This window comes from Metasolibacillus meyeri (assembly GCF_003049505.1).
Taxonomy (GTDB): Bacteria; Bacillota; Bacilli; order Bacillales_A; family Planococcaceae; genus Metasolibacillus; species Metasolibacillus meyeri.
In genome coordinates this window covers 1-21,055 of sequence record NZ_PYWN01000006.1, presented here as the reverse complement: position 1 = coordinate 21,055, position 21,055 = coordinate 1, and the positions used below count along the sequence as shown (strand labels likewise).

17 protein-coding genes and 1 pseudogene are annotated in these 21,055 nt (G+C 36.3%); 9 read left to right on the top strand and 9 right to left on the bottom strand.

Annotated elements, in window-relative coordinates; genetic code table 11:
• The first annotated feature begins 140 nt into the window (after positions 1-140).
• From C9J34_RS00860 to C9J34_RS00850, 3 genes are read left to right on the top strand one after another with little or no spacing between them, the layout of a single operon-like run.
• On the top strand, positions 141-1,457 hold the full coding sequence (locus C9J34_RS00860) for a spore germination protein (protein WP_107837960.1): 1,317 nt from the start codon (positions 141-143) through the stop codon (positions 1,455-1,457).
• On the top strand, positions 1,454-2,536 hold the full coding sequence (locus C9J34_RS00855; RefSeq protein WP_107837959.1) for a GerAB/ArcD/ProY family transporter: 1,083 nt from the start codon (positions 1,454-1,456) through the stop codon (positions 2,534-2,536). Before C9J34_RS00860 ends, C9J34_RS00855 begins: the two co-directional genes overlap by 4 nt.
• Complete coding sequence (locus tag C9J34_RS00850) at positions 2,523-3,575, top strand: Ger(x)C family spore germination protein (protein WP_193768843.1); 1,053 nt, start codon at positions 2,523-2,525, stop codon at positions 3,573-3,575. Before C9J34_RS00855 ends, C9J34_RS00850 begins: the two co-directional genes overlap by 14 nt.
• Before the next feature lie 304 nt (positions 3,576-3,879).
• Here C9J34_RS00850 and C9J34_RS00845 read toward each other — a convergent pair whose 3' ends face one another.
• The 4 genes and pseudogenes from C9J34_RS00845 to C9J34_RS00830 all read right to left on the bottom strand — a co-directional run bounded on the left by C9J34_RS00845 (position 3,880) and on the right by C9J34_RS00830 (position 6,669).
• Positions 3,880-4,740, bottom strand: a complete 861-nt coding sequence (locus C9J34_RS00845; protein ID WP_107837957.1) for a hypothetical protein — start codon at positions 4,738-4,740, stop codon at positions 3,880-3,882.
• A gap of 134 nt (positions 4,741-4,874) precedes the next feature.
• Positions 4,875-5,012 (bottom strand): annotated as a pseudogene (locus C9J34_RS00840) (IS1595 family transposase); the annotation flags it as partial.
• 113 nt (positions 5,013-5,125) lie between these two features.
• Positions 5,126-5,509 carry a hypothetical protein gene (locus C9J34_RS00835; protein ID WP_107837956.1) on the bottom strand — a complete coding sequence of 128 codons (384 nt, stop codon included), beginning with the start codon at positions 5,507-5,509 and terminating at the stop codon, positions 5,126-5,128.
• Between the two features lie 260 nt (positions 5,510-5,769).
• Positions 5,770-6,669 (bottom strand): LysR family transcriptional regulator, encoded by a 900-nt coding sequence (locus C9J34_RS00830; RefSeq protein WP_107837955.1) that lies wholly within the window; start codon positions 6,667-6,669, stop codon positions 5,770-5,772.
• Between the two features lie 134 nt (positions 6,670-6,803).
• Here C9J34_RS00830 and C9J34_RS00825 point away from each other — a divergent pair, with 134 nt between their 5' ends.
• A complete protein-coding gene (locus C9J34_RS00825; RefSeq protein ID WP_107837954.1) occupies positions 6,804-7,814 on the top strand; it encodes an alpha/beta fold hydrolase in 1,011 nt (336 codons plus the stop codon).
• A gap of 154 nt (positions 7,815-7,968) precedes the next feature.
• On the opposite strand, the gene C9J34_RS00820 is transcribed toward C9J34_RS00825, so the two are convergent.
• The gene (locus tag C9J34_RS00820; protein ID WP_107837953.1) at positions 7,969-8,448 is read right to left on the bottom strand and encodes a hypothetical protein; all 480 of its coding nucleotides are present in this window, start codon (positions 8,446-8,448) and stop codon (positions 7,969-7,971) included.
• A gap of 616 nt (positions 8,449-9,064) precedes the next feature.
• On the opposite strand from C9J34_RS00820, the gene C9J34_RS00810 reads away from it, so the two are divergent.
• Both C9J34_RS00810 and C9J34_RS00805 read left to right on the top strand, forming a co-directional pair.
• Complete coding sequence (locus tag C9J34_RS00810) at positions 9,065-9,793, top strand: Fic family protein (protein ID WP_193768842.1); 729 nt, start codon at positions 9,065-9,067, stop codon at positions 9,791-9,793.
• Positions 9,794-10,350: 557 nt separating this feature from the next.
• On the top strand, positions 10,351-11,937 hold the full coding sequence (locus tag C9J34_RS00805; protein ID WP_107838030.1) for a catalase: 1,587 nt from the start codon (positions 10,351-10,353) through the stop codon (positions 11,935-11,937).
• 203 nt (positions 11,938-12,140) lie between these two features.
• On the opposite strand, the gene C9J34_RS00800 is transcribed toward C9J34_RS00805, so the two are convergent.
• The 3 genes from C9J34_RS00800 to C9J34_RS00790 all read right to left on the bottom strand — a co-directional run bounded on the left by C9J34_RS00800 (position 12,141) and on the right by C9J34_RS00790 (position 15,648).
• Positions 12,141-13,205, bottom strand: coding sequence for a hemolysin family protein (locus C9J34_RS00800; RefSeq protein WP_107837950.1), 1,065 nt, complete (start codon positions 13,203-13,205; stop codon positions 12,141-12,143).
• Between the two features lie 13 nt (positions 13,206-13,218).
• Positions 13,219-14,565, bottom strand: coding sequence for a hemolysin family protein (locus C9J34_RS00795; RefSeq protein WP_107837949.1), 1,347 nt, complete (start codon positions 14,563-14,565; stop codon positions 13,219-13,221).
• A gap of 492 nt (positions 14,566-15,057) precedes the next feature.
• Positions 15,058-15,648, bottom strand: a complete 591-nt coding sequence (locus tag C9J34_RS00790; RefSeq protein WP_107837948.1) for a YitT family protein — start codon at positions 15,646-15,648, stop codon at positions 15,058-15,060.
• Between the two features lie 181 nt (positions 15,649-15,829).
• On the opposite strand from C9J34_RS00790, the gene C9J34_RS00785 reads away from it, so the two are divergent.
• The 3 genes from C9J34_RS00785 to C9J34_RS00775 all read left to right on the top strand — a co-directional run bounded on the left by C9J34_RS00785 (position 15,830) and on the right by C9J34_RS00775 (position 19,558).
• Positions 15,830-17,434, top strand: a complete 1,605-nt coding sequence (locus tag C9J34_RS00785) for an ABC transporter substrate-binding protein (protein ID WP_107837947.1) — start codon at positions 15,830-15,832, stop codon at positions 17,432-17,434.
• A 102-nt stretch (positions 17,435-17,536) separates the two neighbouring features.
• Positions 17,537-18,508, top strand: a complete 972-nt coding sequence (locus tag C9J34_RS00780; protein ID WP_107837946.1) for an ABC transporter substrate-binding protein — start codon at positions 17,537-17,539, stop codon at positions 18,506-18,508.
• A complete protein-coding gene (locus C9J34_RS00775) occupies positions 18,509-19,558 on the top strand; it encodes an NAD(P)/FAD-dependent oxidoreductase (protein WP_107837945.1) in 1,050 nt (349 codons plus the stop codon). It begins immediately after the preceding gene.
• 340 nt (positions 19,559-19,898) lie between these two features.
• On the opposite strand, the gene C9J34_RS21750 is transcribed toward C9J34_RS00775, so the two are convergent.
• Positions 19,899-21,055: hypothetical protein (locus C9J34_RS21750; RefSeq protein ID WP_193768841.1), on the bottom strand; the 1,157-nt coding region annotated here is incomplete at its 5' end.

The window sequence follows — 21,055 nt, the reverse complement described above, 5'->3', positions numbered from 1 at the left end:
TCTATTTTATTTTGATTCAGCAAACATAGCAACATTAAAGGCTTAATTTAAACGAACATCATGCTGTGCACTGAGGAGGCACAAGTTCATCTCCTCCATCAGCTAGAGGCAACATCATTGATTCGATAAGGAGTTATTTCATGAAGACTATTTTGCAGGAGCTCACATCTAAATTTTCTCATAATAGCGATTTCATTGTGGAAGAAGAACTCATTGATAACACGACTGTCTATTTAATTGGCTTTCAGACCTTGGTCGATATAACGAAATCCAAGTTATATATTCAACAAATAGCGGCTTCATCTATTTCTGTAAAAGCGTTCTTCACGAATATTAGCAACCAATTAAATGTGAACACAGAGCAACTAACAAAAGCTCTCTTAGATGGCTATTTGGTCATTCTTTCAAAAGATGAAACCAAAAATGCGATTGTTAATCCTATCCCTCAAACACTCGGAAGTGGCATTGGTGAACCTAATAATGAAAGCCCGATTCAAGCCTCTATCGATGCATTTGGAGATGATATAAATGTCAACGTTGGCATGCTTCGCAAAAGGCTAAACACGGAGCGCCTTTGCCTTTGTTCGTACGAAGCTGGCGAGCTAAGCAAACGGAAAATTTATATGCTCTATATTAAAGATAAGGCACCCAATGACCTGATTGAAAAAATGGATCAACAACTAACAGCAATTCAATGTGATATAGAAACGTTGGATGATTTAAATAGACAGTTTGGTCATCGCAAGTGGAGCCCTGTCAGTCACCTCTCTGTCACTGAGCTCCCCATTCAAGCGATGCATGCTTTAAAAAACAACAGAGTTGTGCTTTTTATGGATTACTTCCCTTTTGCGCTAATTTTTCCAAACTTAATTTTCGATATGTTCAAAATGGCGAATGATGGAAACTTCCCTTATGTGCTATTATTGATGCTTCGAACTTTACGCATAATAGGTATTGTCGCAACATTACTTCTCCCCGCCCTGTATGTTGCTTTAGTATCTGTAAATCCTGAAATATTTAAAATAGACCTAGCACTATTTGTCATTAAAAGTAGGGAAGGTATTCCTTTATCCGCCTTTCTTGAAACCATTGTCATGGTTATTTTAATTGATTTAATTTTAGAAGCAATTGTCAGGTTGCCTAAGAGCATCGGACCTGCCATTACAATGGTTGGTGGTATTATTTTAGGACAATCCATGGTGGAAGCTGAATTAGTCAGCAATTTATTAATTATTACAATCACAGGTTTTGTTATTGCAAGCTCTGCTATCGTTGGATTACAAAATTCTTTCTATTTACGTTTACTAAAATACCCTATTTTATTATTAGCATCTGTTTTTGGCATTTTAGGTATTTGTGTAGGCTTTATTATGATTATTGTCTATTTGGCTAGTTTAACATCCAATGATATTCCATATACAACATTTCATCTTGGGAAAAAAGGTGAGTCAAAATGACAAAGCAACTGCAAATTGTAATGGTCTTCATCATTGTTTATTTAAGCTTTGGTTATTTACTCTATCCCGACCTAATCTACACATTAACAGATACTACTCACTGGCTAGTTGTTTTATGCCAAAGCTTGTTACATGTAGCTTTAGTTTGTCTGTACATTCAAGGATTAAAGTATTTTCCTAATTCCACAGTGACAGATATTTACTTAAAGATGGGCAAATGGGCTGCGATTGTCGTTTTACTCCCGTTTGTTGTCAACCTGATTGGGCTTATGACGTTCAGCCTACGTATGCACACTGAAGCCATCCGAGCGATTTTTTTACCTCGAACGCCGTATTGGGCGATACTATTATTGCTGATGTCCATAGCGTTGTATGTAGCATTAAAGGGCTTTAGCGCAATTTTGCGCTCTGCTATTTTTATTTTATTTATTATTCTATTCATTAGCCTAATGAATACTTTATCATCCTTTATTAATTACGATGTATATAACATCGCACAAGATAAGGATTTCTCTCTTGCATTTTTATCCGATAAAAGATTTCTTTACTTACTTGGGTTTTCATCCTTCTTATTTTTAGGCTTTATTTCTCGTAATACCGCATTGACGAGTAAGCCATTTATTATTGCAAGTATTGCTACAACCATTATTTCTCTATCCTTTGTCTATGCACCTCTTTTTATATTTGGGCAAGAAACGGTTGTGACGATGACGAACCCGTTATTAGAAGCGAGGGATTCAGTCAATCTTGGTTGGTTTGTATTTAATCGACAAACAATGCTTTTTGGTATTGCATTAATTGGGCTCGTCATCATAGCAAATGCTGTGATGCTGTCGATGATGGGACAAATCTTGCACAACCTTCTACTGAAGCAGCGAATCAAAGCCTCTTATTGGATGACCATCATTATGACGATTTCGTTTATCATTGCGTTTTGGATACCGAATCAGGCTATGGCAAAAAAATATTTTATGTGGAGTACTGGTGCTCAAGCTACCTTTATGATCATTATTCCATTCACTATTTTTATCTATGGTTTCTTCACAAGGAAAGGCGTGGTCAAGAATGCAAAATCGTAATTACTATCTATTAGCGCTTTTACTGCTCCCCGTCCTATTACTTGGTGGCTGTTGGAATATTAAAGATATTAATAAACGCTTCTTTCCTTTAATCATAGCGGTTTCAAAGGAGGACGATGAAACATATAAAGTGACACTACAAATTCCTATTCCCCAAAACGTGAGTGAATCTTCTAGAATTGTCACAGTCGAGGATAAAAGCGTGGCAAGTGCTCTTGGCCATATTCAAACAAATTCAGAAGATGTTATGGATTATTCACAAACACAATTAATCTTTGTTCACAGCAGTTTAGCGAATGATCAAGCAGCAATGCAAGATTTGATACACTTCATCATGCGTGCTAACGAAATTCCCTCAAGGGCATTAGTAGCGATTACAGATGATACAATAGAGGACTTATTAACAAATATCAATGAAAAATTAGGTACGCAAACATCCTCTGTCTACGATTATTTCAATAAAGGATATGATTGGGCGCCAGAAATTTTTAGCGTACCTATTTGGAAAGCCTATCAAAGCCTTTTTATCTATACAAAGGATCTTGCAATTCCAGTTGTTCGCGCTGGAAAGGATACGGTATTTGAATTTGATGGAGTAGATATTTTTAAGAAGGGGGAAAAGGTGGCAAGAATTAGTCCCTTAGAAGGCCTCTTAATCAACATGCTACAGGATAGAGGGGAAAGCGGTGAAATTGAAGGCTTAGAATCTTCCAGTGTCATTATCACAGGAAGCACTTTAAAAAATAAAGTAACAATCAAAAATAAACAGCCTTCAATAGCAGTTGACTTACATTTAAAAATACGGATTTTAGAAAAACAACAACACCTCACAAATAAACAAATTCAAAGGCAGCTTGAAAAACGTGTTGAACAAAGGTTTTATAAAGTATTCAATCAACTACAGGAGAAGCAAACAGATGCCTTCGGATTTGGTCAACACTTCCGCGGCTCGATTCCTTATGCCGAATTAAAAAACTGGCGCGAAGCGTACTACTCACATCTCAAGGTGCATTTTAATGTGCATACGACAGTGGAATGAGCGAGCTGTCTCTTTTAAATAATTTGGGGAATCTGATTTATTGTGGTTCCCCATTTTGGGTATAGTAAGAAAAATACGGATTTACAACAATAAGGAATATACACGATTTTATGCAAGATAGAGAACACTTCCAACAAGCACAAATACAGTCGCATTAACCATTTGAGCCATCTGTATAAATTAGGGTATAAAAAATGTTCACAAGAAAAGGCATGAAACGCTGTTAAATCAACGTTTGTGCCTTTTCAAACTGTCCCCACACTTTGATTTGGGAACGTTATTTAATTTTTTTATTCATCAATATTCACATAGTCTCTACATAATAAGAATTCCAGCTTTTTTTCTTTTCTAATTGTAATAACGCTGCGAATTGCCATGACATATGGTTAGTTGTGTCGATTTCAAATTCGACTGTTTTGACACCTTGGCGTTGTAATTGGATAAGCTGTTGCTTCAAAACAGGCAAAAGGTTTGTAGGATTATTCATGCCAACCCAACCTATTTCGTAATGGTCTGGTGATATTGGATGAAGAAAAATGTAAGCCATTACTTTATTTTCTTCAACTGCTACAAAGCTTAAATTAAAGTCTGGTGTATCGTCTAATAAAATTTCCTTCCACGTTTGCCAAGGAACGTCTTTTGCAGGGTTATCTAAATGGGTTTGCTCATAGTTGTATTTTAGTAGTTTAAAAAGATTCTGCTCTAAAGTAGGTTCATTTAATATTTCGAGTAATGGTGTGAGTTTTTGTGCTGATTGTTCTTGTTCTAATCGTTTTAATAATGAACTTATTTCGTAAGTTTCAGTGTATGTTTTGCGGAACAGTTTGAATTGAAATTGTTTCAACAACTGTATTTTCTGTAATTCATGGTCACAGCAGGATAAAATGATTTTATCGTGCGTACCAGTGGCAGCAAGTAAGTAGTTCATCAGTTCAAAAGATGAGTCGTTAGCTATGACATCAATATATTTTGCATAAGGGTGAAAAGGGCTTGACCAACTAATGCCAATGCCTTTTATCGTATCCTCTGAAATTTGAGCAAATAGTTCTGAAAACTCCTTCGTTTGAATACGCCATTCTATGTCGATTAATTTTTGCTCGAGCGCATCGTCTAATTTAAAGCCATTTAGGTTATCAATATTTTTGATTGTTAGATTTTTATTCATAATTTCCCCTTAATTTAGTCAGTCTTCGTTACTATATACGAAAAATCACAATAATAGTTTCAAAATTGTGGTATTAGAAATAACATTCCTAAAGCGATGTTTCGTAACTTTATTTCGTCTAACGCTGTAAGTCCTCGCATTTCATCAATTAAGCGACCATCAACAGTTGAGGAAGGTTCAACATAGCGTTTTACCCATTGAAACACTCGCTCTTTATCTGTATGGGATTATTTATTGATATGTTTTAATAAATTACTAAACGCTTTACTCATCTTTGAACCCTCCAAATAAGAATATTCGTTCTTATTTATAACCACTTTTTTTGAAGGTAATCAAATTTCAACATCAAACTTTAATATAGCCATTACTTAAAGCGAGTAGTTCCTCACTTTTGCCAAATTAATTGTACATCCTCTGACGAATTTCCTTGTAGATACACGCTGTTGATATCATCTAATTCATTTTTTAAGTAAACTTCAAAATTTTTAGCTGGCTCCTCGCTCACTACACCATATCTCAGCCTTAAATAAAAATCTCCGTTTTCTTTTCTATAGTCTATGCCACTAAAGCCTTGCTTGAAAATAAAGGCTTTCCCACTGGCATCTAATGTCCCCCTTACAACCCACTCTCCTGCCTCATGTGTAATCTCATCAATATCAATAGCGTACGTGCTTATATATTCTTCCCGCCCCACAATATCATATAGATAATAAGCAGAGGCAATCATCGCGCTACATAGTATGCTAATGATAAGCAGAACTTTTTTCACTTTCATCCCACTCCATTTCCAATTTATCTTTGCAACATTAGTAACGTTTCTTCAAAATGGAAAGTTTCTCTTAATTTCAATTACTATTCAATAAAAGGGCGATCTAGAAAATCAAAAACACTTCTAAATACTGAAAAATCTAATTTTACTTAGCTATTTTAAATGACAAATTAACTATTCACAATAACATCTGGTGCAATCACATACAAAAATCAAAAGACTCGCCAATTTCACAATGACGAGTCTTTCGATACAATATGTTAGACAGTGTTATTCTGCCCAAAAGTCTCTCGAGTCAAGTTCAAAAAAGCTTCAATTGCAGGCGAAATCCACTTCTCCTCATGCCAAAACATTTGAGTCGCAAACGATGTCGTGTTCAAATTCCATGGCAACGAAACCAATTCTCCCCGACTCACTTCTGCCATCACAACCATTTCAGGCAATATAGCGATGCCCATTCCTATTTTCGCACATTGTTTAATCGCCTCAGCACTGTTAAATTCCAATTCGGAAATGCCACCCATACACTTTTGCGAAAGACTTCGCTCAAAAAATGTCCGATAAGAACATCCCTTCTCCGTCAACAAAAAGGTCTCATCATTGAAATCCTCAATGGTCAACGCAGTACGTGCAGCCAACGGATGATCGGGCGATACCAATAGATAAAAGGGCTCATCCCGTATTTTTTCTCCACAAAATCCTGCCTCACACTTGTCCTCATCCAGCATAAAAATAATGTCCGCGTCCCCTTCCCTCAAGCTCTGTTTGAGATTCAGATGAGCCAGCGGTCGAAACATCAACCGAATACCTGGATAACGCAAACGAAATTCGCGCAGTACAGTTGGCAGCCGATACGTAAACAACGTTTCATCAGCACTTATGACCACTGTACCCGTCAGCTCACCAGATTGCTTGACTGCATGCTGTGCTTCTTCAAGCACACTCAATATGTTTTCTACATAGCGTAGAAAATTGCTTCCCGCATCGGTCAGCGTCACTTTTTTACCCAACCTGTCCACCAATTTGACACCCAACTCTTCCTCTAAAGCCTTCATCTGCATCGTCACCGTTGAAGGAACATAGTTTTGCACTTCGGCCGCTCGGCTAAAATTAAGCGTGGAAGCAAGCGTATAAAAAGTCTTTAGTTGGCGCAGTTCCATAATATATTCCACCTTTTAATTCAAAAAAAATGAACATTCTATTCAAAAACGTTTCTTTGACTTCACAATAACATCCTCGTAAAGTAATGACAAGAAAGACAATCCATTTTTAACTATGAAAAGGAGATTTGCACATGAAAGATTATGAACTTTATGAATTAGGAGATATTGTGTTGCAATCTGGTAATACTCTGCCAAATGCCGTTCTCGCTTACAAAACCTATGGCACGTTAAATGCAGAAAAAACGAATGTGATTATTTATCCCACTTGGTTTGCAGGTCTGCATAGCGATAATGAATGGTTAATCGGCCCTGGCAAGGCACTAGACCCAGAAAAATATTTTATTATCATACCGAATATGCTAGGAAATGGCTTATCCTCTTCACCAAGCAATACGCCATCGCCCTATCATCAAGCCAATTTTCCACTAATTTCGATTGATGATAATGTGCGGCTGCAACATCAACTTGTTACGGAAAAGTTTGGTATTACAAAAATTGCCCTCGTTGTTGGCTGGTCACTAGGAGCTGTGCAGACCTTTCAGTGGGGCGCAAGCTACCCCGACATGGTCGAACGAATCGCTCCATTTGGAGGAACTGCCATGACGCGCCCCCATGCAAAGGTTGTATTTGAAGGAATGATTGCTGCTCTTCAGGCTGATTCCGCCTGGCAGAATGGCTTTTATACGCAGCAACCTAAAGCAGGATTGGCCGCCATGGGGCGAGTCTATGCAGCTTGGGGCTTCTCACAGGCTTATTATTTAGAACAGCTCTACCAGCAAGAAGGCTATCAAACACTAGAGGAATATCTCGTGGATTACTGGGATCAAGTATTTTTGAGCTTTGACGCTAATGACCTGATTGCCATGTTACGTACTGGCATCACCGGCAATATTAGTGCAAATTCGACATTTGATGGCAATTTTGAACTGGCATTAAGCAAGATTACAGCACGGGCACTGGTCATGCCCGGAAGTACGGATCTTTTCTTTCCTCCCGAGGACAATAAATATGAAGCACAACATATGCCAAATGCGTTCTTCCTCCCGATTGAATCGAAGTGGGGACATTGCGCAGGAATTGGACAACATGAACCAGATTCCGCATTTATAGATAAAAATCTAAAAATGTTCCTACTTGAATAAAAACTTCGCACAAGAAACTATATATTCCTATTGTGTGATAGATTCATTTAAAATCAGTGAGTGTCCCAAGCTAAAAAACATTGCGCCTACTTATCTTCACAATAGAGGAAACCAAAAAGAAGTGCCGCATTTGCTGCACTTCTCTAAACAATCATTATTCTTTTACATGAAGTAAATTCAAGGACATATTATTATTGGACGTTTTATCCGTTTTAAATTGGGCGTCCTCTCTTTTAATTTGCAAGGAATCATATAATTTTTCATCTTCACTCGATGAAACACTACCCAACCAATAAATATAGTTTTGAATGCTTTCTCCTTTACAAAATATAATAAGCACTGAATCTTCTCGATAGGCTATGGAAAAATCGCTGATTCGATTTACAGCAATTCCATAGCTATTCTTTATTTTCGTTTTGTCTGTATAGGGAGTGACTAGAATCATATTATCCCAATCGCCCTCTACTATTTTACTAAAATCAACATAGTCTTTCTGTTGAACTTCTTGCTTAATATTTGAAAGAATGATATCATTTTCATTTATTTTGTAAATATTATACAATATTACTACTAATATCGCTAAACACAGGAAAAATATTACATATTTCAAGAGTTTGTGAGATTTTACAATCATTTTTTAGCTCCTATACTATTTATTTTTACTGATGCAATGACTGCTACAGCTAAACCCGTCGATAATGGGGTTTTTATAATCAACTATTATCGTAATTTTATTACATTAAATGTTAAACATTCTGCAAAAATAGACAATATCCTTCTTTTAACAAAAAATATTTCAATCAATTATTCCTCAACTTTTCAAATAAAAAGAGCCACTTATTTTGCAATTAGTATGAAGGAAAAAGTTACTTTTAAAACAAACCGTACCCTATAATTTACGCTACTTTCAAGGAGGTGTTTGGTTTGTCAACAAAGGAATTGATACTTCTGTTACAAATAATAGATACCCTCTTTATTTTGTTAGCCAATCCATTTCTTCACCATGCTAAAGAACCTGAAACACCCCTGTACCCGTACAATGAATTATTACCCTACATTGAAGCTTCATTATAGACAAAACATTATCGATTGCAAGATTTGTATCCTATGGCTCTCATTATAATGCAACTATTTTCATTTCAAAATATTGCTAAAATGTATTTCAATAATGTATTCTGATATACTGAAACAGTTACTACTATTGAAGAAAAAAGCATTAATAAAATTTATATAAGAAAAGAGTGAATAGAATGAGAAAACTTCCACAAGAATATTTAGATGATATTCTAGTTCGGTTAGCCCACCATTCATCGGCACTTGAAGGAAATACGATCACATTATCTGAAACAATCTCAATCATTCTCCACAATCAAGTGTTGAGCAATCGGGGGATTGATATGAGAGAACTTTACGAAATTAAAAACCACGAGCAAGCCTTTCAATACTTAATACAAGAACTTGAACAAGATGCACCACTTCATGTACAAACCATTAAGGAAATTCATGCTCTATTAATGGATCGCTTACAATATGATCGCGGGCAATTTAAGTCCGAAGACAATGCCATACTAGGTGCTGATTTTATGACCGCTAGCGTACAAGAAACACCTTTTCTTATGCAGCAATGGGTCGATAATTTAACTTACCGTTTAGATGCAGCTACTACGGCGCAAGCAAAACTAATGAGCATTGCAGAAGCACACATTGCATTTGAACGCATTCACCCTTTTGCAGATGGTAATGGACGCACAGGGCGTATGATTCTTAATTATTCTTTACTACAACATGATTTTGCCCCTCTCATTATTCATAGCAAAGAGAAAGCCACTTATTTACGCTTCCTTGCTGAACAAGATGCTGTAGGCTTTAGTAGATTTATTGAAGCAGCATTGACAGAAGAGCAACAACGCTTACAACGCTTCGTTAATAAAGAACGTCAACAAATAGCTCCATCTTCACTAAATCAAGATATTGATTAAAAAGGACAAAAAATCGACAACATAAAGGGATTCGCCAAAATGGTGAGTCCCTAATTCCGCATAATTATAGCCTTCTATTAATATTACTACAGCAAATGCTTTAATCTCGGTAGGCATATTTAACGATTCATAATGCATAGCTTCTTCTAAAATAGCCTGTCCCTCCAAGTATCCAATAATGAATACCAAAAATGTTCAATAACAGTATATAGGCATGTATTAAAAAACTGAAGATGCCAATGTAAATGCCTTCACACTTGTTCTGAATGAAAGTGAGGAAAAGCAGGCTTCTCTCCCCTTCTGCATCAAGCAGTTGAGCAATCGCATAGTTTTTGCAAACGGCAACACACTATCCTTATAAATACTTTAACAGCAAGCATTTAAATCTACATTTGCTAAAATAGTTTCAACATATCTTTGATCAAATGACACCCAAATTTTTAATGCAGTGTTACTTCATCGTTTTTTAGTCATGTACCCTACTCCTCTATATTTAAATGTCTAGTTTCCCCCAATAATGGACAATCTAAAATTATCTACTAGAAGGGAGTTATATGATGACAAAGCAAAACGATTCGACACATGAAGAGGTTATGACTTTAACCAATCGGCAAGGGCATCCCGTTACGAACAATCAAAATTTACGAACTGTTGGTAATCGTGGTCCTGCAACACTTGAAAATTACGATTTTTTAGAGAAGCTTAGCCATTTTGACCGTGAAAGGATTCCAGAGCGTGTCGTGCATGCTCGTGGCGCTGGCGCACACGGTTATTTTGAAACATATGGTGCCGTTGGTGATGAACCTATTTCTACCTATACACGTGCAAAGGTCTTTCAAGATAAGGGCAAGCAAACCCCTGTATTTGTACGTTTCTCTACGGTAATTCATGGGGGGCATTCCCCTGAAACATTGCGAGACCCACGCGGTTTTGCCATAAAATTTTATACGGAGGATGGCAACTGGGATTTAGTCGGCAATAATTTGAAGATTTTCTTTATTCGTGATGCCATCAAGTTTCCCGATATGATTCATGCCTTTAAACCTGACCCTATTACAAATATTCAAAGTGTGGAACGCTTTTTTGATTTTTGTGCGAGCTCTCCAGAGACCTTCCATATGGTGACGTTAGTCTACTCACCTTGGGGCATTCCAGCAAACTATCGAATGATGCAGGGCTCTGGTGTCAACACTTATAAATGGGTAAATAGCGAAGGCAAGGCTGTGCTTGTGAAATATCATTGGGAGCCGCTACAAGGCATCAAAAATTTAACACAAAAAGAAGCCGAAGAAATTCAAAAGGACAATTTCAATCATGCGACACAGGATTTATATGATGCGATTGAGCGCGGAGAATATCCTGAATGGGAGCTCTATGTTCAAATTATGGAGGATGGTCCACATCCTGAGCTTGATTTTGATCCATTGGACGATACAAAGCTTTGGCCAAATGATCAATTCCCATGGCATCTCGTTGGCAAAATGGTGTTAAATAAAAATCCTGAAGATTATTTTGCGGAGGTGGAGCAGGCAACTTTCGGCACTGGCGTACTTGTCGATGGCTTGGACTTTTCCGATGATAAAATGCTACAAGGTCGCACATTCTCCTATTCGGATACACAGCGTCATCGCGTAGGGGCAAACTATTTGCAGCTTCCGATTAATGCACCGAAAAAGCATGTTGCCACAAATCAAAGCGGCGGGCAAATGATGTATAAACGCGATTTAGCACCTGGGCAAAATCCACATGTTAATTATGAGCCCTCTATGTTAAATGGCTTAAAGGAAGCAACGCAAAGCGGCAAAGAACATACGCCATATGTCGAAGGAAATCTTGTTCGTGAATCCATTGATCGTCAAAACAATACAAAGCAAGCCGGCGAAACCTATCGTAATTTTGAGCAATGGGAACGCGATGAGCTGCTTGCCAATTTAATACGTGATTTATCGGTCTGTCATGTGGATATTCAAAATGCCATGATAGCTTTAGCAGGGGAAGCGGATGAGGAATACGGTCGCTTACTGAAGGAAGGCTTGCGTAAAGCACAAAACGCTGCGAGTGCTTCAAAACCGCTTGGCAATACGGAGGGCAACGAAGCCCCACAAGATGCGATTGATAAAGGGCATGATGCAGCGCCTTATTAAAACGTTAAAAGCTCCATTCTATTCCCATACTCTGGTTGATGCCTTTTCAACATATGTTTCATATTAGTTTTAGTTAATTTAGCTAAATTTTCATGTAAATCGTCAAAGCTCTTAAAGTTATCGCTTTCTCCAAATCGGCATATTATGTAACCATATTTGTAAAAAAACACTTAAACAGATTGTACTGTTTAAGTGCCTTTTTATTATGTCATATAAACCATATCGCCAGCATCTTCATCATGAATATCACCAACAATTTCCGATAAAATGTCTTCCATTGTCACAAGCCCAATAATCACACCTTTACCATCTGTTACAACAGCCATATGTTTATGGGATTGTTGCATTTGTAAAAAAACCTCTTTAATGGCTGTTGAATATTTAAATCGCAGGATATCATGAATAAAAGCTGAACCATCATTTGCACGACCAGCAGCAATATCCGTTAACATTTCCTTTGTGTTAATAAAACCAACTACATCATTCTTTTTTTTCATCGTGTCTATAATCGGATAGCGTGTATATTCATATTCCTCAATAACCGCTACCATTTCTTCAAGTGTTTGTTGCTTTTCTAGCATCACCATCTCTGAGCGTGGTATCATGATCTCCTCTAAATGACGTGAATCAAATGCAAATATATTTTCTAAATAGGTAAGCTCTGTTTTATTAATTTCCCCACCTTCATAGCTTTGCGTCACAATCATTTTTAGCTCCTCTTCAGAATACACCTCATCATGTTTAGCTGGTTTAACCCCAAATACTTTTAATAAAAGTTGCGCTGAACCATTTAACACGGCAATAAAAGGCTTTGATATTTGGCCAAACCAATAAAGTGGAGGTGCTAATAACAAGGTCATTTTATCGGCATACTGAATCGCTAAAGTTTTTGGCATTAATTCACCTAATACCACATGTAAGAATGTGACAACTGATAAAGCAATTGCATAAGACAATGCTGTTGAAAGTGCTTCCCCTAAATTTAAATAATTAAGTACGGGTGCTAATATTTTTTCAACTGTGGGCTCACCAAGTGCACCTAATATAAGTGCTGTAACTGTAATACCTAGCTGACATGCTGATAAATAATAATCTAAATCCTGCGTTACCTTTTTGGCAATGATCGCTTTTTTATTTCCTTCAGCTATTAGCTGGTCAATGCGAGACATACGCACTTTTAAAATAGCAAATTCTGCCCCTACAAAAAATGCTGTAAGTACTATAAATAATGCGATTAACGCTAAGTTTAAAATAATTATACCGTCCAATAGATTCCCTTAGTTAAAGGGATTCACCTCCATTAATAAGCTGGTGTTGTTTCAGGTAATTTTGCTTGAAGACTACTTCTTTAATATGATGATTTTCAACTTTGCCAAGAATCCAAAGATGTTGACCTTGTTGAATTTCTAACCCTTCTGTTATCTCCGAGGCAACCTTAAAACCAGTTTGAAGCGCCCAGCCACCAATTGTATCAATTTCTTCACTGTCATCAAAATCGAGACCAAAACGATCTTCCAAATCCTCTAATAACACACGACTATTAATTGTATATTCATTATCACCTGTTTTACGAATTTCATCTACTTCATCTGCATCAAATTCATCACGAATCTCACCAACGATTTCTTCTAAAATATCTTCCATCGTTAAAATACCAGCAGTCCCACCAAACTCGTCAATAACCACTGCAATATGTACTCGTTCTCTCTGCATTTTTAATAGCGCATGTTGAATGGATGCTTGTTCAAATACCAATGGAATTGAACGGACAAAATCCATTAAATTTACATTACGGTTTGTTACAATTCTGCTAAGTAACTTGTTTGCATTGACGAAGCCAATTATTTTATCTTTATTGTTCTCTTCAACGACAGGGTAACGTGTGTAATTATGTTCATCTAATATCGAGATAATTTCTCTAGTATCCATGCTTATATCTATAGTCACAAGCTCTCTTCGTGAAACCATGACATCTTTTACAACGCGTTCATCAAACACAAACACATTTTCCATATATTCTAATTCTTGTTTATCAATTTCCCCACCTTGGAAGCTTTGTACCATAATTATTTTTAATTCTTCTTCCGAATAAGCTTGATCTTCACTTGCTGTTTTCACACCAACTACGCGTAATAATAAGCGAGATGTGCCATTTAACATTTTAATAAATGGATACATGATTTTACCAAAATAATACAGGGATGGTGCTAACAATAAAGTCATTTTTTCAGAGAATTGAATTGCCAGTGTTTTTGGTGCCATTTCTCCAATTACAACGTGTAAATAACTTACGACTGCAAGAGCAATACCATAAGACAAAATATTCATTAATGTCTCAGGTGTATTTAGCCATTCAAATATTGGGTACATTAATTGTTTTACATAAGGTTTCGTAAATGCTCCTAAACCAATCGCTGTAATAGTGATACCTAACTGACATGCTGATAAGTAATAATCGAGATCGCTGGCTATTTTTTTAGCAATCACTGCTTTTTTATTCCCTTCGCCAATTAGTTGATCAATTCTCGATTTACGAATTTTAACTACCGCAAATTCGGCTGCTACGAAAAATGCTGTTAGCCCTAAAAAGATGATTAATAAAATGATATTTACTATACTTGAGTCCAATATACTCCCTCCTATTGAGGGATTCACCTCCACTTTTTCATAAACGTATACTTCCCCTACTTCATCTTAAATAAAAAAGTATACTGCTTAGACGAAACTAAAACGTTATGGTTTCAGATAAATAAGATATTTATGGCTTGCTTACATATTTGCTACAAAATCAGTTATTCTCAACGTTATAATAACTCCCTCCATCGAGTGAATAAGGTTGATTGTCACCTCTTTTATGTGAGATTCAAAGCTGTTCTTGAGAGAAGATGCAATGGAAAGACCAAAAAAATGGTTTTCTCAGTAGTTATATTCCCCATACTGTAGAAAAAAATCCCCCTATTTTATTAATAGAGGGATAAAGATATTGACTATTTGAGGCTTAAATAGTTACTATCACGATACAAGCAGCTTTATACGCGAAATTAATTTTAATCAATGTCAAAAATAAAACCAATATAAAAATCATTTTATAAATGTATGAATTGTTCCTCTGCGAACAATTTATTCATAAGCTACTACATGCCCTTTCCTACTTGTCAGAAGAGCTGTCGTTAGACCAATAAAAAGTAGCGTTATAATGGAGAGGTAAAACGTCTCTGAAGATAACAATAAGCCACCCAAAATGATAACAACTGAATCAATAAGCAAGATGTAAATTCCTACATTTATACCCGTCCTAGCATATAAAAACTGGGCAATAAAATCCGTGCCTCCCGTACTTGTTTGAAAATGTAACAGCAATCCCATGCCAATTCCCACAAAGATGCCACCTAGAATAGCACTGTATATCGCTTCAATTTCAATTAGATGATTAACAGGTGATAGAAAATCAATAAAAAAGGCAGACAGAATCATACCATGTAAACTATTATAGAAATAGTTTCTATAATGAAACCATGCGAATATAAATATGGGAATACTTAATATAATAATGATTAATCCTGTATTAAAACCCCATAAGTAATTTGCTATTAATCCAATACCAACTGTTCCACCATCTAATATTTTATGTGGCACTAAAAACAGATTGATACCTAAAGATAGAAAAATACTGCCTATAATTAGTGCCAAAGCTTTTTTTACAAAGTACAGAAGACCACCTCTTAATATAAAACTTTTTTAGACCTATACTTGTACAGAACATGTTTATTGTAAATCTTGATAAATATATGTTCTTTATATAGTTTAAAGAAGTAAATCAAATACAATTTTTTAAAAGCCTATTTGTACTAAACTTGTCGCTTTTATCACAACAAACTAAAGGAGTAAAGAAATGCTTGATTCTAACCCTAATTGGCTGGCACATTGCACAGAAATAAAAGATTTAGCCAAATCATTATTTCAAAAATCATCGATACACCTTGATCGTGCGGCTCTCTTATTAATTACAGATGGCCAAGCCACTCTAGCCATTAATGGGCACAAAGAGCATATCGTATTTGGACATTTAATTGCTCTTGAAAGCGATGCGGTTATCCAACTTATCAATACAAGCCGTCTCGATTTTTCAGGCTATTTAATTAGCTTTGTGCTGTATGATACAGAAACGAAATCAACTTGTAATTGGTCTATTGATACAACGAATGGTTACTATATTCAACGAGTACCTGAAACGGTCATCACAGATATTCGCGTATCGCTCGCTAAAAACACAGACCCTCTCCATATCACTGTTAAACAATTTATTTTATACAGCTTGTTGAAAGAATTACAACCAGCGCAACCAACAGAGGAATACACACTTGAGCAAAGAATTGAACATACGATTATTTATATGCAAAAGAAATATAACCAAATGATAACAAGGGATGAACTAGCAGCTATCGCTGGCTATAGTCCGTGGTACTATTCAAGAAAATTCATTGAGTTACATGATAAGACACCGATTGCTTATTTAATTCATTATCGTATTTACCGCGCACAAGAAATGCTCTTAACAACAGGTGAGTTGTCACAAAATATCGCAAAAAAAGTTGGGTATGATGATGTGCAAAACTTTAGTCGGCAGTTTAAACGCATTGTTGGTCGCCCACCTAAGCAATTCCAAAAGACCGTTGATAAATATCGTATTTGCTTTCTCTCACCTGCACACGCAGAAATTGCGATTGCTTTAGGCGTTGTGCCTAACTGTGTTACTGTGACTAGCGCCCTAACGCCTGCGTATCAAAAGGCTCTTTTTCATAAAGTGGGTACAACCATTTTAGAAATGCCTCAATATGTCATTCAACAAGACAGTATTGTACAGCAACAACCCGATTTAATTATTGGTGTCGACTTAACGGAAGAGACAAAGCAACACTTCCAAACCATTGCTCCTGTGATCACTGGGCTACCTTATGATTTAAATTCACTCATTCGTTATTTTGGTGAATTGTTTAATAAAGAGAAGGAGGCGACACAAATCCTTCACGAAATCACGACAGATGTAGCTGCTCTAAAAAATAAAATACAACAGCATATGGCAAAGGATGCTACTGTCCTTTACTTACGCGTGGAGGAGTTGGGCTATCGCTATGTCGGTGAATCTTCTAGTGATTCAGCTCTCCTTTTATATCAGGAACTCGGCTTACAATTGCCTGACATATTGCGCGCAAATGAAAATAGTTTCAACATATGTTCTTTACAGCAATTAGTAGCAGCCAACCCTACATATTTGTTTATTGAAAAACGCATAATGGATTATTATACTGCCGACCTTAGCTTAGCTACTTTACAAGAAAGTGAACAGTGGACACATTTAGATGCTGTGAAAAATAAGCGTGTTTTTTATGTGGATACGGGTTTATGGATTAACAATTGCAGTGTGTATGGCAAAAGGGAAATTATGCAGCAGATTGAACAATCGATTTTAGGTAGTCTTCACCCTAAGACACAATAATCCAACTTTTAAGGCACTTTACGCTATAGTACGTGCATTTATTACCTGTTATTATTTGAGAGTGATAATCATTATCACTAAAAATAATAAGGAGCTATAACAATGAAAAAAACAATGCAATACATACTTTTGATGTTCGTTGCTTTAACATTAGTTGCTTGCTCAAGCACTGACAAAGAAAGTGACAATGCGGTAGAAGAAAAAAGCGAGCAGCCTACAACACGGGTTGTCAAAGATGCCTACGGTGACATTACGATTCCTACTGAGCCTAAAAATATGTTAGTCCTTCGTTCTAACTATGCTGAAAACCTAATTGTAATCGGTGTGATCCCTCAAATGGTAACAGTCGTTGAAGAAATCGAACCAGCATATCGCTTGAAATTATTTAAGGACAACAATGTGAAAATAATTCCAACTCAGCAATATGAAGATAATTTAGAAGTTATTCTTCAAGCAGCACCAGATGTCATTATTGCTGAAGGCGCAGCCATCGAGGCTAAAAAATACGAGGCTTTAAGTAAAATTGCCCCTACGGTTGCTGTTGAGGCTGGCGTTGCTATACATGAATTTGTTCCTGTGCTCGGTGAACTGTTCAGTAAAGAAAAAGAAGCCGAACTTGCGCTTGAGAAGTTTAACGAAAAAATTGCAGACACGAAAGAAAAGCTACACAATGCTATAGGTGACGAAAAAATTCTCGTATTGCGTGTAGAACAAAGTCAATATCGTGTGCTCGGTACCGAAAAAGGTAGCCCTGGCAGTGACATGCTTTATACACAGCTTGGATTAAATATTCCAACAATGTTGCAAGATAATACAGACTGGTTCACACCTATTTCCTTAGAAGTTTTACCTGAGATCGATGCAGACCATATTTTTGTTGAACAACGTCAAATGCAAAATTACAGTAGCGAACAATCAATGAAAGATTTAGAGGATAGCCCGATGTGGCATGCAATGGGTGCTGTGAAAGCAGGCAATGTTTACCCATTAAAAACAGCGGATTACGTTGTTGGTGAAGGTTTAATTGGCTCCCCTCTATTCCTTGATTACTTAGTTGAAAAGCTGGTGCCTTAAATGGAACAAGAAATTTATGATGTCATTATTATCGGTGGTGGCCCAGCTGGCATGTATGCGGCCTTTTACAGTGGCATGCGTGAAATGAAAACAAAGATTATCGAAGTAAAACAGGAGTTAGGCGGGTTCATGCGCACCTATCCTGAGAAATTAGTTTGGGATGTCGGCGGCATTGAGCCTGTTCGCTGCGAAGAGATTATTCACTCCTTAATCAAGCAAGCGCTGACATTTAATCCAACAATCGTATTTGGTCAAGAAATAGTTGGCATGGAAAAACGCAATGATGACATTTTCGTCTTAACTGCAAAAACAGGCGAGAAACATTATACAAAAACGATTATTTTAGCTACAGGACGTGGTATTACACGTATTCAGAAATTAATGGTTGAAGGCGCTGATCGTTATGAACTAAACAATCTGCACTATACAGTAACAAACATTAATAAATTTAAAGATAAACGTGTACTCATTTCTGGTGGTGGCGACTCCGCTGTCGATTGGGCTATTGAAATGGCTCCTATCGCCAAAGAAGTGTACGTCGTTCATAGACGAGATGACTTCAGTGCCTTTGAATCATCTGTAACGCACATGAAGTCTATCGCCAAAACCTTTGTGCCTTATACGATTTCTCGTTTACATGGCAATGGCAATAAAATCGAACATGTCCTATTACAGCATGTTGCTTCACATGCTACGACAAAAATTGAAGTAGACGAAGTGCTTGTTAATCATGGGTACGACCGACACTTTGGTGGCGCTATTATGGATTGGGGCTTAGCCTCTGAGGAATGGGGCATCTCCGTTACACCCAAAATGTGCACAAGCATGGCTGGCATCTTTGGCGCAGGCGACTGTATAACGAATGAAGGAAAAATCAGGCTGATTGCAGGCGCATTTAACGATGCGGTCCTCGCTGTCAATAGCGCCAAATTATATATTGATCCTACAGAATCAAAAATGGCTGGCGTTTCTTCTCACAATGACCGCTTCGCTGAAAAAAATGAAGCGTTACAACAAAAGCATAAAGCTGAAGCTACACGTAAGGGATAACCCTGTTAGTTAAAGTTAGCGTTATATTTATGCAGCTAATCGGCTGGCATGAGTTCGATCTTTTACTGAGCTCATGCTGGCCAATTTTTGTGTTGTTATAGTAATCATTATACTTCTCTAACGCTTCGTAGAAGATTCATTTTTCTAATGCCGCAGTAGATATTAAAGGGATTGTACTGCCCTCTTTACGAAAAAAGAAGTTAAAAAAATTTGACGAACGTGTACGAATGAATACCAAAAATAAAATCAAAAAATCTAATACATATACTCGCATCTTTTTACCAAAATTGTGTAAGAACCTATTGGGAGTGACATTTATAATTAATCAGTTATAAGTTTATTAGGAGGTAAACTCTGCATCAAAGAGGTTTACAATTGCTTCATAATCATTTAACAAGTGATTTCGGCTTTTGTTTTCTCTATATCCATACTCTTCCGATGAATCATAGAATAGAGCTTCAGGAAAAGATATTTCACTAAGAATATTTTCCTCATTTATATTTAGATGTTCAACAATAGGACTAAACACCAAATCCTTTTTCCTTTCGTTAACTAACGGTATTAAACATTGTTCAATAAAACTTCTTTTATAACTATCAAACTTTTCTCGACTCCGATCTTCTAGTTCACCAATTGTTTTTTTCAGTTCAGCTATTCCTTCATCTAGTCTCGTTCTACTGTTATTTATTATGTCTAATTCTATTTCCCAATTAATAAAAAAAACAAATTTATCAATAAATTCATCTACTAGATTTGCATCTTTATTTGGATTTAATGTTATTTCATAAAGATGCAGGAACTGAGTGATTTGGCTGAAATTCAAGTATTCAAATATTCGTTCAACAAGTGAATCATTATATAAAAGATTATGCAATTCAAAAAAGGTATACATATCTTTTTCAAAAAAGAAATCCATAATCAAATTTGCATTATCCTCTCTTTCTCTCGAAAAAGCTTTCTCCATGTTAAATAATTTGTACACACTCTCTTTAAGGTTAGAGAATTTACAATCATACTCAAAAATAAATCTTAGAAAATGATAGTGTTCTCTCAAATCTGTATATTTTTTTAAACTTAAAAAACTTTTATCTTGAATTTTTTCCACTACAACATCCTTTATAGCATTTATACTTAGTTTACTTAAAATAAGCAATTGCTCTAAATAAATAGCTGATGATGCAATTTCTCGTATTTCAGAATCTAGATTGCGTAAACATTCATAAACATAATCCTCAACCGATGGATTAATGAATCCAATTGATGCCTTATCCGTTGATATATTTAATTGAATCAGACCACCAGCGAATTTGTCTGTTATGCATTCAAAATGATTAATCGTTGAGTCAATATTGTGTTCTTTTCTTAAACGGTATTCAAAACATTCCTGTAAAATTTCAGAATTAACAAATTCGCTGCCGGAACGTTTAAATGAAATTAATGTATACAATATAAATATGTAAATTTTATCTATTCTACATAAATTCAGAAACTCATCTT

What these genes read in the sequence shown, in the direction of transcription:
- C9J34_RS00860 (WP_107837960.1), top strand. Translation starts at nt 141, where the DNA reads ATGAAGACTATTTTGCAGGAGCTCACATCTAAATTTTCTCATAATAGC.
- C9J34_RS00855 (WP_107837959.1), top strand. Translation starts at nt 1,454, where the DNA reads ATGACAAAGCAACTGCAAATTGTAATGGTCTTCATCATTGTTTATTTA.
- C9J34_RS00850 (WP_193768843.1), top strand. Translation starts at nt 2,523, where the DNA reads ATGCAAAATCGTAATTACTATCTATTAGCGCTTTTACTGCTCCCCGTC.
- C9J34_RS00845 (WP_107837957.1), bottom strand. Translation starts at nt 4,740, where the DNA reads ATGAATAAAAATCTAACAATCAAAAATATTGATAACCTAAATGGCTTT.
- C9J34_RS00830 (WP_107837955.1), bottom strand. Translation starts at nt 6,669, where the DNA reads ATGGAACTGCGCCAACTAAAGACTTTTTATACGCTTGCTTCCACGCTT.
- C9J34_RS00825 (WP_107837954.1), top strand. Translation starts at nt 6,804, where the DNA reads ATGAAAGATTATGAACTTTATGAATTAGGAGATATTGTGTTGCAATCT.
- C9J34_RS00820 (WP_107837953.1), bottom strand. Translation starts at nt 8,448, where the DNA reads ATGATTGTAAAATCTCACAAACTCTTGAAATATGTAATATTTTTCCTG.
- C9J34_RS00810 (WP_193768842.1), top strand. Translation starts at nt 9,065, where the DNA reads ATGAGAAAACTTCCACAAGAATATTTAGATGATATTCTAGTTCGGTTA.
- C9J34_RS00805 (WP_107838030.1), top strand. Translation starts at nt 10,351, where the DNA reads ATGACAAAGCAAAACGATTCGACACATGAAGAGGTTATGACTTTAACC.
- C9J34_RS00785 (WP_107837947.1), top strand. Translation starts at nt 15,830, where the DNA reads ATGCTTGATTCTAACCCTAATTGGCTGGCACATTGCACAGAAATAAAA.
- C9J34_RS00780 (WP_107837946.1), top strand. Translation starts at nt 17,537, where the DNA reads ATGAAAAAAACAATGCAATACATACTTTTGATGTTCGTTGCTTTAACA.
- C9J34_RS00775 (WP_107837945.1), top strand. Translation starts at nt 18,509, where the DNA reads ATGGAACAAGAAATTTATGATGTCATTATTATCGGTGGTGGCCCAGCT.